Annotated in this window: 15 protein-coding genes; 14 read left to right on the top strand and 1 reads right to left on the bottom strand. The window is 62.4% G+C overall.

The features are described 5' to 3' along the window. Nucleotides 1-35 precede the first annotated feature (35 nt). The 6 genes from mepA to ASF70_RS07000 all read left to right on the top strand — a co-directional run bounded on the left by mepA (nt 36) and on the right by ASF70_RS07000 (nt 6,046). A complete protein-coding gene (mepA, locus tag ASF70_RS07025) occupies nt 36-1,112 on the top strand; it encodes a penicillin-insensitive murein endopeptidase (RefSeq protein ID WP_062578652.1) in 1,077 nt (358 codons plus the stop codon). A gap of 101 nt (nt 1,113-1,213) precedes the next feature. Continuing rightward, on the top strand, nt 1,214-1,588 hold the full coding sequence (locus ASF70_RS07020) for a methylglyoxal synthase (protein ID WP_062454150.1): 375 nt from the start codon (nt 1,214-1,216) through the stop codon (nt 1,586-1,588). A gap of 16 nt (nt 1,589-1,604) precedes the next feature. Further along, complete coding sequence (locus ASF70_RS07015; RefSeq protein ID WP_062578650.1) at nt 1,605-2,624, top strand: glucokinase; 1,020 nt, start codon at nt 1,605-1,607, stop codon at nt 2,622-2,624. Between the two features lie 134 nt (nt 2,625-2,758). Beyond that, complete coding sequence (locus ASF70_RS07010) at nt 2,759-4,546, top strand: ABC transporter ATP-binding protein (RefSeq protein ID WP_062578648.1); 1,788 nt, start codon at nt 2,759-2,761, stop codon at nt 4,544-4,546. Between the two features lie 23 nt (nt 4,547-4,569). Then, nucleotides 4,570-5,388, top strand: a complete 819-nt coding sequence (gene dapB, locus ASF70_RS07005; protein ID WP_062578646.1) for a 4-hydroxy-tetrahydrodipicolinate reductase — start codon at nt 4,570-4,572, stop codon at nt 5,386-5,388. A 22-nt stretch (nt 5,389-5,410) separates the two neighbouring features. Continuing rightward, nucleotides 5,411-6,046: a 2,3-bisphosphoglycerate-dependent phosphoglycerate mutase gene (locus tag ASF70_RS07000; RefSeq protein ID WP_062454154.1), complete on the top strand. Its 636-nt coding sequence runs from the start codon at nt 5,411-5,413 to the stop codon at nt 6,044-6,046. Between the two features lie 64 nt (nt 6,047-6,110). Here the strand turns inward: ASF70_RS07000 and phnF are convergent, their stop codons facing one another. Beyond that, nucleotides 6,111-6,836, bottom strand: a complete 726-nt coding sequence (gene phnF / locus ASF70_RS06995; RefSeq protein WP_062578644.1) for a phosphonate metabolism transcriptional regulator PhnF — start codon at nt 6,834-6,836, stop codon at nt 6,111-6,113. Between the two features lie 99 nt (nt 6,837-6,935). On the opposite strand from phnF, the gene phnG reads away from it, so the two are divergent. The 8 genes from phnG to phnC all read left to right on the top strand — a co-directional run bounded on the left by phnG (nt 6,936) and on the right by phnC (nt 13,090). Beyond that, nucleotides 6,936-7,409: a phosphonate C-P lyase system protein PhnG gene (phnG, locus tag ASF70_RS06990; protein WP_062578641.1), complete on the top strand. Its 474-nt coding sequence runs from the start codon at nt 6,936-6,938 to the stop codon at nt 7,407-7,409. Further along, entirely contained in the window at nt 7,409-8,008 is a 600-nt protein-coding gene (gene phnH / locus ASF70_RS06985; protein ID WP_062578639.1) for a phosphonate C-P lyase system protein PhnH, read from the top strand. The genes phnG and phnH overlap by 1 nt, the downstream gene beginning before the upstream one ends. Before the next feature lie 19 nt (nt 8,009-8,027). Next, complete coding sequence (locus ASF70_RS06980; protein ID WP_062578637.1) at nt 8,028-9,134, top strand: carbon-phosphorus lyase complex subunit PhnI; 1,107 nt, start codon at nt 8,028-8,030, stop codon at nt 9,132-9,134. Then, nucleotides 9,131-10,015 carry an alpha-D-ribose 1-methylphosphonate 5-phosphate C-P-lyase PhnJ gene (locus tag ASF70_RS06975; RefSeq protein ID WP_062578636.1) on the top strand — a complete coding sequence of 295 codons (885 nt, stop codon included), beginning with the start codon at nt 9,131-9,133 and terminating at the stop codon, nt 10,013-10,015. Before ASF70_RS06980 ends, ASF70_RS06975 begins: the two co-directional genes overlap by 4 nt. Beyond that, nucleotides 10,012-10,788 carry a phosphonate C-P lyase system protein PhnK gene (gene phnK, locus ASF70_RS06970; RefSeq protein ID WP_062578633.1) on the top strand — a complete coding sequence of 259 codons (777 nt, stop codon included), beginning with the start codon at nt 10,012-10,014 and terminating at the stop codon, nt 10,786-10,788. Before ASF70_RS06975 ends, phnK begins: the two co-directional genes overlap by 4 nt. A gap of 9 nt (nt 10,789-10,797) precedes the next feature. Continuing rightward, entirely contained in the window at nt 10,798-11,508 is a 711-nt protein-coding gene (gene phnL, locus ASF70_RS06965; RefSeq protein WP_062578631.1) for a phosphonate C-P lyase system protein PhnL, read from the top strand. Continuing rightward, nucleotides 11,505-12,122, top strand: a complete 618-nt coding sequence (locus ASF70_RS06960; protein ID WP_062578629.1) for a DapH/DapD/GlmU-related protein — start codon at nt 11,505-11,507, stop codon at nt 12,120-12,122. The genes phnL and ASF70_RS06960 overlap by 4 nt, the downstream gene beginning before the upstream one ends. Before the next feature lie 113 nt (nt 12,123-12,235). Continuing rightward, on the top strand, nt 12,236-13,090 hold the full coding sequence (gene phnC / locus ASF70_RS06955; RefSeq protein ID WP_062578627.1) for a phosphonate ABC transporter ATP-binding protein: 855 nt from the start codon (nt 12,236-12,238) through the stop codon (nt 13,088-13,090). The last annotated feature ends 61 nt before the right edge of the window (nt 13,091-13,151 follow it).

Below are 13,151 nucleotides of genomic sequence, written 5' to 3'. Positions count from 1 at the left end.
AGAAGAAGGACTGATTTGATTTGCGGCGGATGTGCATGAGACCGATTTCTAAGACCATTCTGGGCCTGGCTGCTGCCGCTTTGTTTTGCGGCGCGATTTCCGAACCGACGTTCGCCCAGGAAGAAAAGACTGCAAAACAGCTTTTCGGATCCGTGAAACTGCCCAACCGAGGCGATGCCGAACCGCTCGGCTTTTATGCCAAGGGCTGCCAGTCCGGCGCCGTGGCCCTGCCGACGGACGGGCCGACCTGGCAGGCGATGCGCCTTTCGCGCAATCGCCGCTGGGGCAATCCGGCGATGATCTCCCTGCTGGAACAGTTCTCACGCGATGCGGCCGGTCTCGGCTGGGGTACGGGCATTCTGGTGGGCGACATCTCGATGCCGCGCGGCGGCCCGATGCCAAGCGGCCATGCCTCGCACCAGATCGGGCTCGATGCCGACATCTGGTTCACGCCGAAGCCGCAGCGGCCACTTTCGCCGGCGCAGCGCGAAGACATTCCGTTCACCTCGATGCTGGACAAGAGCAAGTTCCTGACCGTCGACAGCCGCCGCTGGAGCCCGACCCATGCCCGTCTTGTAATGCAGGCTGCCAGCTATCCGCAGGTGCAGCGCGTTTTCGTCAATCCGGCAATCAAGAAGAAGCTGTGCGAGACCTGGACCGGCGACCGGAGCCTGCTTGGCAAGGTGCGGCCGGTTTACGGCCATGATGAACACTTTCATATCCGCATGAACTGCCCGCCGGGCGCTGCCGGCTGCGAACGCCAGGCATCGACGCCTTCCACCGACGACTGCAACAGCAAGGCGCTCGCCTGGTGGTTTACCAAGGAGCCTTGGGCGCCGCCGAAGCCTGCGGATCCGAACAAGAAGCCGGTAAAGCCGCGCCAGGTTATGCTGTCCAACCTTCCCAGGGCCTGCGCTGCGGTTCTTAGCGCCCCCTCCCGCTCCGAGCAGGACGCGACTTTCCAGGGTGGTGGCCAGGGTGGCGGCGGGATGGCCTACTCTCCATCGGTACCGCTTCCTGCCGCGGCCAGCAGTCTGGATACGATGACGGACGGCGATATGCCCGGCCCGGGCTCCGACGTTCCTCTGCCGAGCCCGCGTCCTTCGCGCTGACCGGGATTCCGTCGGGACCATCTTTTCTTCCCGCCGGAGGCAGGCTAGAAGGCCAGCATCAATCGCCAGCAATCCGATCGACGGCTTTGCAGAGGAATTCCATGTCGACGCTTCCCTGCATCGCGCTTATTGCCCACGACCTGAAGAAGGACGAGATGGCGGAATTTGCGCGCCGGCATCAGGCGGCACTATCCAAGTTTCGCATCGTCGCGACCGGTACGACCGGCGGCCGCGTGCTTGAAGCCGCTCCCAATCTCGATGTCACACGCCTGAAAAGCGGTCCGCTTGGCGGGGACCAACAGATCGGCGCGATGATCGCAACCGGCGAGGTGGGCATGCTGATCTTCTTTATCGATCCTTTGAGCGCGCTTCCCCATGACGTCGACGTCAAGGCGCTGACGCGGCTTGCGACCGTCTACGATATCCCGATGGCGCTCAACCGCGCCACGGCAGAAAAGCTTGTTGATTTCCAGTAGGAGGAGAGAATTCGCCATGGCTGCAGTGCAACCGCACACATTCGCCTTCCCGATCCTGATCGGCGATATCGGCGGCACCAATGCCCGCTTCTCCATCCTCGTTGATGCAACGAGTGCGCCGGATCAGTTCCCGCATGTGCAGACGGCCGACTACGAGACGATCGACGATGCGATCGCAGATGTCGTCTTGAAGAACTCCGTGCACAAGCCACGTAGCGCAATCCTTGCTGTCGCCGGCCCGATCGATGGTGACGAGATCGACCTCACCAACTGCGACTGGATCGTGCGTCCGAAAAAGATGATCGGCGAACTTGGCTTCGATACGGTTCTCGTGCTCAACGATTTCGAGGCGCAGGCACTGGCTGTCGCTTCGCTCACTGCAGCCGACCGCCAGCCGATCGGTCCGATCGCCGAAGCGACCGAGGCTTCGCGCGTTGTCTTGGGTCCCGGGACAGGTCTCGGCGTTGCAGGGCTTGTCCATGCCCGTAACACCTGGTTCCCGGTTCCCGGCGAAGGTGGGCATGTGGATATCGGTCCGCGTTCGAAGCGGGATTTCGAGATCTTCCCGCATCTGCGTCGCATCGACGGCCGGGTGTCGGCCGAAGAAATCATTTCCGGCCGCGGTCTTCTCAACATCTACAACGCCGTTTGTGCTGCCGATGGCATTGCCCCGAGCCTGGACGCTCCGCCCGAAGTGACCGAACAGGGACTTTCCGGCGAAAACCCGCAGGCGGCGGAAACGATTGAGCTTTTCGTTCGCTATCTCGGTCGCCTTGCCGGTGACCTCGCGCTCATCTTCATGGCACGCGGCGGCGTCTTCCTCGGTGGCGGCATCTCGCCGCGGATCCTTGATGCATTGAAGAAGCCCGAGTTTCGTGAAGAGTTCGAAGACAAGGCGCCGCACAACGAGCTGATGAAGACCATTCCGACCTTCGTCGTCACGCATCCGCAGGCGGCCCTTGCCGGTCTCGCCAGCTTTGCGCGCTCGCCTGCGACCTACGGAATTGCGCTGGAAGGCCGTTGCTGGCAGCGGTAGTTGCGCCGGGCCGACGTGCCCGAATGCAACAGCGCGATGGAATCACCCGCGATTGGCTGGCAAAAGCCTGCCCAAGCGTTTAATAGCGCCTTCGGAAATATACTCCGGCATGACGCCGAAACGGGAACGCCCTATTGAACGCCGCAAAAGACAAGAAGCGCCACGTGGATTCCGTCACCATCGTGAGCGTGCTCAAGCGGGTGATCGCCGAGAATGGCCGGGATCACGTGCGATCCTACGCGTTTGCAATATCCTGCCTTGTCATGGTCGCCCTTTCGACAGCCTTCACGGCGTGGATCATGGAAAAGGTCGTCAACGAGGCGTTCGCAAACAAGCGGGCGGATATCGTCTGGCTGATCTGCGGATCGATCCTTGCCGCCTTCGTGCTGCGCGGCTTTGCCACCTACGGCCAGGCCGTGACGCTGTCGAAGATCGGCAACAATATCGTCGCCTGCTATCAGCGCCGGATCTACTCGCACCTGATGTCGCTGTCGGTCGGCTTCTTTGCCGAAGCCCGATCCGCCCATCTTGCAGCCCAGATCAGCCAGAACATCAACGGCGTTCGTGACGTCCTCAACCTGACGGTCACCTCCACGGCGCGCGATCTCCTGACGCTGGTCGCGCTGATCGGGGTGATGGTGACGAAGGACTGGGTCCTGTCGCTCATCGTCTTTGCCGTCGCACCGCCGCTTCTTTATGCGCTGCGCTACGTTTCCAAGCGCCTTCGCGCCGCCACAAGAGAGGCTGTTGAACAGAACAGCCGCGTGCTTGGCGCCATGCAGGAAACCATCCAGGGCATCGCCGTGGTCAAAGCTTTCACGATGGAAGGCGAACTCGACAGCAAGGTGAGCCGCATCATCAAAGCGGCAGAAGGCCGCGCCAACCGTATCGCCCGTCTGTCGGAGCGCACGTCGCCGCTGACCGAAACCTTTGCCGGCTTTGCGATCTCCAGCGTGCTGGCCTATGCCGCGTTCCGCTCGATCTATGACAACGTACCACCAGGCGCTTTCTTTGCCTTCGTCACCGCGCTGCTGATGGCCTATGACCCGGCACGACGGCTGGCCAAGCTGCAGGTGCAGCTCGACCGTGCCGTCGTCAACGCGCAGATGATTTATGCCCTTCTCGATATGCAGCCGGCACAGCGGGAAATGGCCGGTGCCAAGGATCTCGTCGTCGACAAGGCGCGCGTCGAACTGAAGAACGTCGTGTTCTCCTATGGGACCGGCAGCCCCATCCTGCGCGGTGTCGATCTTGTGGCCGAAGGTGGCCAGACCACGGCTCTGGTCGGACCATCGGGCGCCGGCAAGTCGACGATCATCAGCCTCATTCCGCGTTTCTACGATCCCGCGGAAGGTGCAATCCTGATCGACGGTCAAAACATTGCCGAGGTCACCAAGTCGTCGCTGCGCCATCAGCTCGCCTATGTCTCGCAGCAGCCCTACCTGTTTGAAGGCACGATCCGCGACAATATCCGCTACGGCCGGCCGGAAGCTACGGATGCAGAAGTGGAAGAGGCGGCAAGACTTGCCTATGCCCACGACTTTATCCTGGCGCAGCCGCTCGGATATGAAACGCCTGTCGGCGAAAACGGCATGAGCCTGTCCGGCGGTCAGCGGCAGCGGCTTTCGATTGCCCGCGCACTGGTGCGAAATGCGCCGATCCTGCTGCTCGACGAAGCGACGTCTGCGCTCGACAACGAGTCCGAGGCCGCCGTTCAGAAGGCGCTCGATACCGCCATGCGCGGACGCACCGTCATCGTCATCGCGCATCGGCTTTCGACCGTCGTCAAGGCCGACAAGATCATCGTGATGCACGAAGGCCGGGTGATGGAAGAAGGAACGCATGAGGTTCTTGCGCAGCGCAAGGACGGGCTCTACGCTCGCCTCAACAACCTGCAACTGCCCGTCAAAGATTTTTCGTAAACTCTCTAGGAAACCCGTCGCCCATGGCCGCAAACGACATGAAGCTTGTAGTGGTTGGCGCGGCAGGCCGTATGGGCCAGGCCCTGATCCGGATCATCCACGAGACCGACGGCGTCACGCTTCATGCCGCAATCGAACGGGAAGGCTCAGCTTTCGTCGGCAAGGATGCCGGTGATCTTGCCGGAACCGGGCCGCTTGGCGTTACCGTCACCACCGATCCCCTGAAGGCGTTTCTCGACGCCGATGGCGTTCTGGATTTCACGGCACCTGACGCAAGCGTGACGTTTGCCGGGCTCGCCGCGCAGGCCCGCATAGTGCATGTGATCGGCACGACCGGCTGCGGACCGGAGCACGAGGAAAAATTCGAGGCTGCCGCCCGCCATGCGCGGGTCGTCAAATCCGGCAATATGAGCCTTGGCGTCAACCTTCTTGGCGTTCTGACACGGGATGCGGCAAAAGCGCTTCCGGCTGTCGGATGGGATATCGAAATCGTCGAGATGCACCACAAGCACAAAGTGGATGCGCCATCCGGCACAGCGCTGCTGCTTGGCGAGGCAGCGGCTGCCGGGCGTGGCATCGATCTTGCCACGCAGTCGGTGCGGGTGCGCGACGGCCATACCGGCCCCCGCCCTGCCGGCACGATCGGCTTTGCGACGCTTCGCGGCGGATCGGTGGTCGGCGATCATTCGGTAATCCTTGCCGGCGAAGGCGAGCTGTTGACGCTGTCGCACAGTGCCCGCGACCGCTCGATCTTTGCCCGCGGCGCGGTTGCTGCGGCCGTCTGGGCGCGCGACGAAAAGCCGGGTTTCTATTCCATGCTCGACGTTCTCGGGCTTTCTTGACACTATCGGAGGAATTCAATTCATGAGCGGTACACTCGTCCTCGTTCGCCACGGCCAGAGCGACTGGAACCTGAAGAACCTTTTCACCGGCTGGAAGGACCCCGAGCTTACTCCGCTCGGCATTCAGGAAGCCGAGACCGGCGGCCAGGCGCTTGCCGATACCGGCATCAAGTTCGATATCGCCTTCACATCCGACCTGAAGCGCGCGCAGGATACGCTGAAGATCGTGCTCGACAAGCTCGGCCAGACCGACCTTGAGACCATCCGCGACCAGGCCCTGAACGAGCGCGACTACGGCGATCTCTCCGGCCTCAACAAGGACGACGCGCGGGCGAAGTGGGGCGAAGAACAGGTGCATATCTGGCGCCGGTCCTACGACATCCCGCCACCGGGCGGCGAGAGCCTGCGCGACACCGGTGCCCGGGTATGGCCCTATTACATGACCGAGATCCTGCCGCGCGTGCTGCGCGGCGAAAAGGTTCTCGTTGCCGCCCACGGCAATTCGCTGCGCTCGCTGGTGATGGTGCTCGACCGTCTCAGCAAGGAAGAGATCCTCAAGCTCAACCTCGCGACCGGCGTGCCGATGGTCTACGTGCTGAACGCGGATTCCACCGTCGCTTCCAAGAAGGTTCTGGGCGACATGTCCGCCGCCCACTAAGAAGCGCCAAGTCTTCAAGATCCCGCCGGCTCGCATGGACAATGCGGGCCGGCGTTTTCGTTTGTCAGTTCTCGATTGTGAACTGCACCATGTCGGCCGGAAAGCGGCTGATCGCATATTGCACGGGAACGCCATCGGGATCTGCGTTCAGTGCACGCGTTACCAGCATGATCGCCCCCGGCGACAATTCCAGATCCGCAAGGTCGCCGCTTTCGGCGTGGACCGCCGTAACCTCGGTCGAGACGCGGAGATAGTCGGTCAGGCCGATTGCCGCGAAGGCTGCGGTTATGGAGCCGCTCTCGCGATAGGCCTCTGCGATCCCTGAAAAGCGATCGGCCGGGAACCAGGCGGTTGCCCGTGATACCGGACGGCGATCCGCTTTGCGCAGGGTTTCAAGCCGGATCACGGCAGCGCCGACCGCAAGCTGCAGGCGCGACGCCAGGTCCGGTGTCGCCGATTCCTCGGACGCCGCCAGCAGCAGACCTTCCTTTTCTTTCGCCTGATCACCGATGCCCTCGCTGAACCGGGTTCGCCTGGAAATCGGGAAGTTCAGCCGCTCCTTGCGCTCGATCAGCGTTCCCCGTCCCTGAACGGCCCGCACAATGCCCTCCTGCGCCAGCGCTGCCAGCGCGCTTCTCACCGTATGGCGGTTCACGCCGAACTCCGCCGCCAGCGAGATCTCCGGCGGCACCTTGCCGGTCGCATCGTAATCGCCGTTTGCGATCGCCGTGCGGATACGGTCGGCTATCTGCCGCCACAACGCGACGCCGCTCTGCCTCTGAACAATCACCCGATCAGTACCCCTGTCACACGCTTGTTATACGCCGCCTTTATTGGTACATGTAATTTGTATGGTTGTCTATATAAATAGACATTTAGGAGATGACCGATGGATCTTGCGGGAAATCACATGGCGCTGGCGGAACCGGAAAAGCGGCGCCGCTGCATCGAGCTTCTGGCGCAAACATCCTGCGACGAATTGAAGGCCGCGTGGAACGGGCTGTCCGACAAGCCAACCGTTAAACCGGTGCGCGGACCTGAAACAGGTCTGGTGATGGTTCGCGGCCGGATCGGTGGCGGCGGCTCGCCCTTCAATCTGGGTGAAGCAACGGTCACGCGCGCGACCATCCTTCTTGCCTCCGGAACGGCGGGCCACGCCCAGGCGCTCGGCACCGACAAGGAGAAGGCGCGGCTCTCTGCGATCTTCGATGCGCTGTGGCAGGAAGCAGAGACCCGCGTTTTCGTCGAAACGGCACTTCTTTCACCGACCGAAAGCCGAATCGCCGCTGAGGACAGACAGAAAGCCGAAGAGACCGCGGCGACCCGCGTCGATTTCTTCACGATGGTACGGGGAGACGATTGATGGCCCTTCATGCACAAGCCCTCGCCGGTGGGTTCACCGATCCGGTCTTCCAGTCCCAGACCATTTTCAAAACGCTGATGGACGGAATGGCGCGGCCCGGAACGATCTACGACGCCGCGCTCCAGGCCGGCCAGCCGGAACCGCTCGGCAATGCTGCCGGCGCGATTGCGCTCACGCTCTGCGATCACGATACCCCGGTCTGGCTGAGCAACGGTCTTGCAAAGTCTGCGATGCCGGAATGGATCGGTTTCCATACGGGTGCACCGATAACCTGCGAGAAGGCGCAGAGCAGCTTTGCCTTTATCGAAGCCGGGACAGCGCCCTCTTCCTTCGGCCTGTTTGCCGCCGGTACCCAGGAATACCCTGACAGATCCACGACGCTGATCCTCGAAGTCGCCGCTCTTGGCGAGGGTGAAAAACTGAGCCTGACCGGACCAGGGATCCTCGGCACCAGGACGGTCGCAGTCTCGGGACTGCCGGATATGTTTCAGAGGCTCTGGGACGACAACAGGGCGCTCTTTCCCCGCGGAGTCGACGTCATCCTCACCGCCGGAGCGCAGTTCCTGTGCCTGCCGCGCACCACCCGGATTGGCGGCTGAGCCGAAGGAGATCAAACCCATGTATGTTGCAGTCAAGGGTGGCGAAGCCGCCATCACCAACGCTCACGCATTGCTTGCCGACCGCCGTCGCGGCGACCGGTCGCTTCCAGCCCTCACGATCGAGCAGATCGCCGAACAGCTTGGCCTTGCCGTCGACAGGGTGATGGCGGAAGCCTCGCTCTATGATCGGTCGCTCGCAGCGCTTGCGGTGCGCCAGTCCCGTGGCGACCTGATCGAGGCGATCTTTTTGCTTCGCGCCTACCGCACCACGCTTCCCCGCTTCGGTTCTTCCGTTCCGGTCGATACCGCGGCCATGAAGGTCGAGCGGCGCGTCTCGGCGACCTACAAGGATCTGCCGGGCGGCCAGTTGCTCGGTCCCACCTTCGATTACACCCATCGTCTTCTCGATCCCTCGCTTCTGACGGATGAGGGGATCGCCGATCCCGCACGCAGAGAGGCGTCCGGCGAGGAGATCATGCGCGTTTCCGACATTCTGGCACACGAAGGGCTGATCGAGCCGGACGGCGACCTGCCTGACGACCATGCGGCGGGAGACCTGACCCGCGAGCCGCTGGAATTTCCGATGGGTCGTGACCTCAGGCTGCAGGCACTCGCCCGCGGCGACGAGGGCTTTCTGCTTGCCCTCGGCTACTCGACCCAGCGCGGATATGGCCGAAACCACCCGTTCGTCGGCGAGATCCGGATCGGCGAGGTGGAGGTGGAAATGGACATGCCGGAACTCGGCTTCGCGGTCTCGCTCGGGCGCATCCAGCTGACCGAGTGCCAGATGATCAACCAGTTCAAGGGCTCCTCCATAGCACCGCCGCAGTTTACCCGCGGCTACGGTCTCGTGTTCGGACAGAGCGAGCGCAAGGCGATGTCGATGTCGCTGGTGGATCGCGCCCTTCGTGCGGAAGAGCTTGGCGAGGACATTACCGCGCCGGCGCAGGACGAGGAGTTCGTCATTTCGCACTCCGACAATGTGCAGGCGACCGGCTTCGTCGAACACCTGAAACTGCCCCATTACGTCGACTTTCAGGCGGAGCTTGCCATGGTGCGCAAGATGCGCGCCGACATAGAGGCCACTCGCCACGGCGATACCGAGATGAAGGATGCCGCCGAATGAGTGCCGATCTCGCCACCTACAATTTCGCCTATCTGGACGAACAGACGAAACGGATGATCCGCCGGGCGATCCTGAAAGCGATCGCTATACCCGGCTATCAGGTACCGTTTGCGTCGCGCGAAATGCCGATGCCCTACGGCTGGGGTACCGGCGGCGTGCAGGTGACGGCCGCGATCATCGGCCCTAACGATGTGCTCAAGGTCATCGACCAGGGTGCCGATGACACGACCAATGCGGTCTCCATCCGTGCCTTCTTCCAGAAGGTCGCCAATGTCGCTGTCACCACCCACACGAAGGACGCGACGATCATCCAGACGCGCCACCGCATTCCCGAGCAGAAGCTGACCGAAGGCCAGGTGCTGGTCTATCAGGTGCCGATCCCGGAACCGCTGCGCTTCCTCGAGCCGCGCGAGACCGAGACCCGGAAAATGCATGCGCTCGAAGAATACGGCCTGATGCATGTGAAGCTATACGAGGACATTGCCCATAACGGCCGCATCTCCAAGACCTATGCCTATCCGGTCAAGGTCGACGGTCGCTATGTGATGGACCCCTCGCCGACCCCGAAATTCGACAATCCGAAAATGCACATGTCCGATGCGCTGCAGCTGTTCGGCGCCGGACGTGAAAAGCGGATCTACGCGGTTCCGCCGCATACCGAAGTGGTCAGCCTGGATTTCGAGGACCACCCGTTCGAGATCCAGACATTCGAGCAGGATTGCGCACTCTGCGGCGCACACGGCGTTTATCTCGACGAAGTGGTGCTCGACGACCAGGGCGGACGGATGTTCGTCTGCTCGGACACGGACCATTGCGAAGACCGGCGGGACCATGGCCATGTCGGCGAGATGCTCGCCCCCAACAAGGAGGCTGCGGAATGAGCGACAATCCTCTTCTCAAAGTCAGCGGCGTTTCGAAATTCTACGGCAGCCGGATCGGCTGCCAGGATGTCAGTTTCGATCTGTGGCCCGGTGAAGTGCTCGCCATCGTCGGCGAATCCGGCTCCGGCAAGACGACGCTGCTCAATTGCCTGTCGACCCGGCTGATGCCGAGCGCCGGCAGCGTCGAATACCGGATGCGCGACGGCAACTTCCGCGATCTCTATCACATGAGCGAGGCCGAGCGGCGTTTCCTGATGCGCACCGACTGGGGTTTCGTTCACCAGAACCCGGCCGACGGCTTGCGCATGACGGTATCGGCGGGCGCCAATGTCGGCGAGCGGCTGATGGCGGTCGGTGACCGGCATTACGGCAAGATCCGCGAAACGGCGACCGACTGGCTGGGACGCGTGGAAATCTCCGCGGATCGCATCGACGACCAGCCGCGCGCCTTTTCCGGCGGCATGCGCCAGCGTCTGCAGATCGCCCGCAATCTCGTCACGGGTCCGCGCCTCGTGTTCATGGACGAACCGACCGGCGGTCTCGACGTCTCGGTGCAGGCAAGACTGCTCGACCTTGTGCGCGGGCTTGTCAACGATCTCGGTCTCTCGGCCATCGTTGTCACCCATGACCTTGCCGTCGCCCGGCTTCTTTCGCACCGGATGATGGTGATGAAGGACGGTCATGTGATCGAACAGGGGCTCACCGACCGTGTCCTCGACGACCCGCGCGAGCCCTACACGCAGTTGCTCGTTTCCTCGATTCTCCAGGTATAGGACAGACCGATGGCCACTCCACTCGTCGTCTCGGAAGTCTCCAAAAGCTTCATCATGCACCTGCGCGACGGCATCAAGCTGCCGGTCGTCAACGACGTCAGCTTTTCCGTGGCCGGCAGCGAATGCGTCGTGCTCGGCGGCCCCTCGGGGATCGGCAAGAGCTCCATCCTGAAAATGCTTTACGGCAACTATGCCGTCGATGCAGGCCAGATCCTGGTGAACCACCGCGAGAAGATCGTCGATATCGCGGCAGCCGATCCGCGCACGATCATCGAGGTTCGCCGGCATACGATGGGTTACGTCAGCCAGTTCCTGCGCACCGTGCCGAGAGTCGCTGCCGTCGACGTGGTCGCTGAGCCGCTCGTTGCCCGCGGTATCGACGCGGCGGAAGCCAAGGACAGGGCGGTCGAACTGCTCGCCAGGCTGAACCTTCCGCGCGAACTCTGGTCGCTGCCTCCCGCCACCTTTTCCGGCGGCGAGCAGCAGCGCGTCAACATTGCCCGCGGCTTCATCACCAACCACCGCATTCTACTTCTCGACGAGCCGACCGCATCTCTCGATGCGACCAACCGGCGTGTGGTGATCGAGATGATCGCTGCCAAGAAAGCCGAAGGCGTTGCCATGCTCGGCATCTTCCATGACGAGGAAGTGCGCGAGGCCGTTGCGGACCGTATTCTCGATGTCAGCGCGTTTTCACCACGAAAGGCAGTTGCCGCATGAGTGCCAAGGTCGGTATCAACCCCGTCATCCACGCGACGGCGAGCGTCAGCAATTCGACGATCGGTCGCTATACGGAAATTTCCGAGCGCTGCCGCATCGACGAAGCAGAGATCGGCGACTACTCGTACATCATGCAGGACGGCTCCATCTGGTGCGCGACGATCGGCAAATTCGTCAACATGGCCGCTTCCGTGCGCATCAATGCGACGAACCATCCGACATGGCGCGCCACGCTGCATCACTTCACCTATCGTGCCGCCAACTACTGGGACGACGCGGAAAACGAGACGGACTTCTTCGAGTGGCGACGCGACAACCGGGTGACGATCGGCCATGACGTCTGGATCGGCCACGGTGCCACCTTGCTGCCGGGCGTGACGGTCGGCAACGGCGCGGTGATCGGCGCCGGAGCCGTGGTGTCAAAGGATGTCGCCCCCTACACGATCGTCGGCGGCGTGCCGGCCAAGCTCATCCGGGAGCGGTTTACCAGACAGGTCGGCGAAGGCATGGATCGCCTCGCGTGGTGGGACTGGGATCACCTCAAGCTGCGCACCGCACTCGATGACTTCCGGGCTCTTTCAGCGGACGATTTCCTTGCGAAATATCCGGCGTAGCAAAGCTTTCAGGCCTCACAAACATGTAACAAAACATACACAAAACCGACATTCAGGCTTCATCAACCAGGTCTAATCCCATCCTCACCAGGCAATGGGACGGATTGAAAAACATGAAGTTTGAATTGAGGAATGTCACCCGACGTTTCGGCGATCATATCGCAGTCAACGCCGTCAGCGTGGAGATACCTCAAGGTCAGATGGTCGGCGTCATTGGTCGCTCCGGCGCCGGCAAGTCGACCCTCCTGCGCATGATCAACCGCCTGCAGGAGCCGAGCTCCGGTTCCATCCGGTTTGGCGATCTCGAGGTTTCCGCTCTCAAGGGCGCCGGGTTGCGCAACTGGCAGCGCGATTGCGCGATGATCTTCCAGCAGTTCAATCTCGTGCCGCGTCTCGACGTGATGACCAACGTGATGCTGGGCCGCTTGAACCACCGATCCACGATCATGAGCCTTCTCAACATCTTCTCCGACGACGAGCGCATGGCCGCGATCGCGGCGCTTGAGCGTCTCGGTATCGAGCAGACCGCCATGCAGCGCGCCGGCACGCTTTCCGGCGGACAGCAGCAGCGCGTCGCCATCGCCCGCGCCCTCATGCAGGCGCCGAAAATGCTTCTGGCCGATGAGCCGATCGCATCGCTCGACCCGCTCAACGCCAAGATCGTGATGGACGCGCTGCGCGACATCAACGAGCGCGAGGGCATTACCGTCATCACCAACCTGCACACGCTCGATACGGCGCGCGCCTATTGCGAGCGGATCATCGGGATGGCCGGCGGCCGCGTCGTCTTCGACGGCACGCCGTCGCAGCTGAACGCGCAGGCCGTCAGCGAGATCTACGGATCGGACCGCGACGGTGCCGGAATCGACGAGACGATGACCTCGACCAGCATCAACAATCCCGTGGCCCCCGTGGCTGCCGCCAAGCAATCGGCCGGAATGGGCAGCCTGGCAAGCGCCAGGGCCTGAGCCGCATCCAGATCGTCTGCCCACGTTAAGGGCGCGTTGCTTCACGACCCAACTCCGGATG

The organism is Rhizobium sp. Leaf321 (assembly GCF_001423215.1).
Taxonomy (GTDB): Bacteria; Pseudomonadota; Alphaproteobacteria; order Rhizobiales; family Rhizobiaceae; genus Neorhizobium; species Neorhizobium soli.
This window is presented reverse-complemented; position numbering and strand designations above follow the sequence as displayed.

Bases quoted from the DNA above. Each gene is read 5' to 3' on its own strand.
- mepA (WP_062578652.1), top strand. From the start codon at position 36: ATGAGACCGATTTCTAAGACCATTCTGGGCCTGGCTGCTGCCGCTTTG.
- ASF70_RS07020 (WP_062454150.1), top strand. From the start codon at position 1,214: ATGTCGACGCTTCCCTGCATCGCGCTTATTGCCCACGACCTGAAGAAG.
- ASF70_RS07015 (WP_062578650.1), top strand. From the start codon at position 1,605: ATGGCTGCAGTGCAACCGCACACATTCGCCTTCCCGATCCTGATCGGC.
- dapB (WP_062578646.1), top strand. From the start codon at position 4,570: ATGGCCGCAAACGACATGAAGCTTGTAGTGGTTGGCGCGGCAGGCCGT.
- ASF70_RS07000 (WP_062454154.1), top strand. From the start codon at position 5,411: ATGAGCGGTACACTCGTCCTCGTTCGCCACGGCCAGAGCGACTGGAAC.
- phnG (WP_062578641.1), top strand. From the start codon at position 6,936: ATGGATCTTGCGGGAAATCACATGGCGCTGGCGGAACCGGAAAAGCGG.
- phnH (WP_062578639.1), top strand. From the start codon at position 7,409: ATGGCCCTTCATGCACAAGCCCTCGCCGGTGGGTTCACCGATCCGGTC.
- ASF70_RS06980 (WP_062578637.1), top strand. From the start codon at position 8,028: ATGTATGTTGCAGTCAAGGGTGGCGAAGCCGCCATCACCAACGCTCAC.
- ASF70_RS06975 (WP_062578636.1), top strand. From the start codon at position 9,131: ATGAGTGCCGATCTCGCCACCTACAATTTCGCCTATCTGGACGAACAG.
- phnK (WP_062578633.1), top strand. From the start codon at position 10,012: ATGAGCGACAATCCTCTTCTCAAAGTCAGCGGCGTTTCGAAATTCTAC.
- phnL (WP_062578631.1), top strand. From the start codon at position 10,798: ATGGCCACTCCACTCGTCGTCTCGGAAGTCTCCAAAAGCTTCATCATG.
- ASF70_RS06960 (WP_062578629.1), top strand. From the start codon at position 11,505: ATGAGTGCCAAGGTCGGTATCAACCCCGTCATCCACGCGACGGCGAGC.
- phnC (WP_062578627.1), top strand. From the start codon at position 12,236: ATGAAGTTTGAATTGAGGAATGTCACCCGACGTTTCGGCGATCATATC.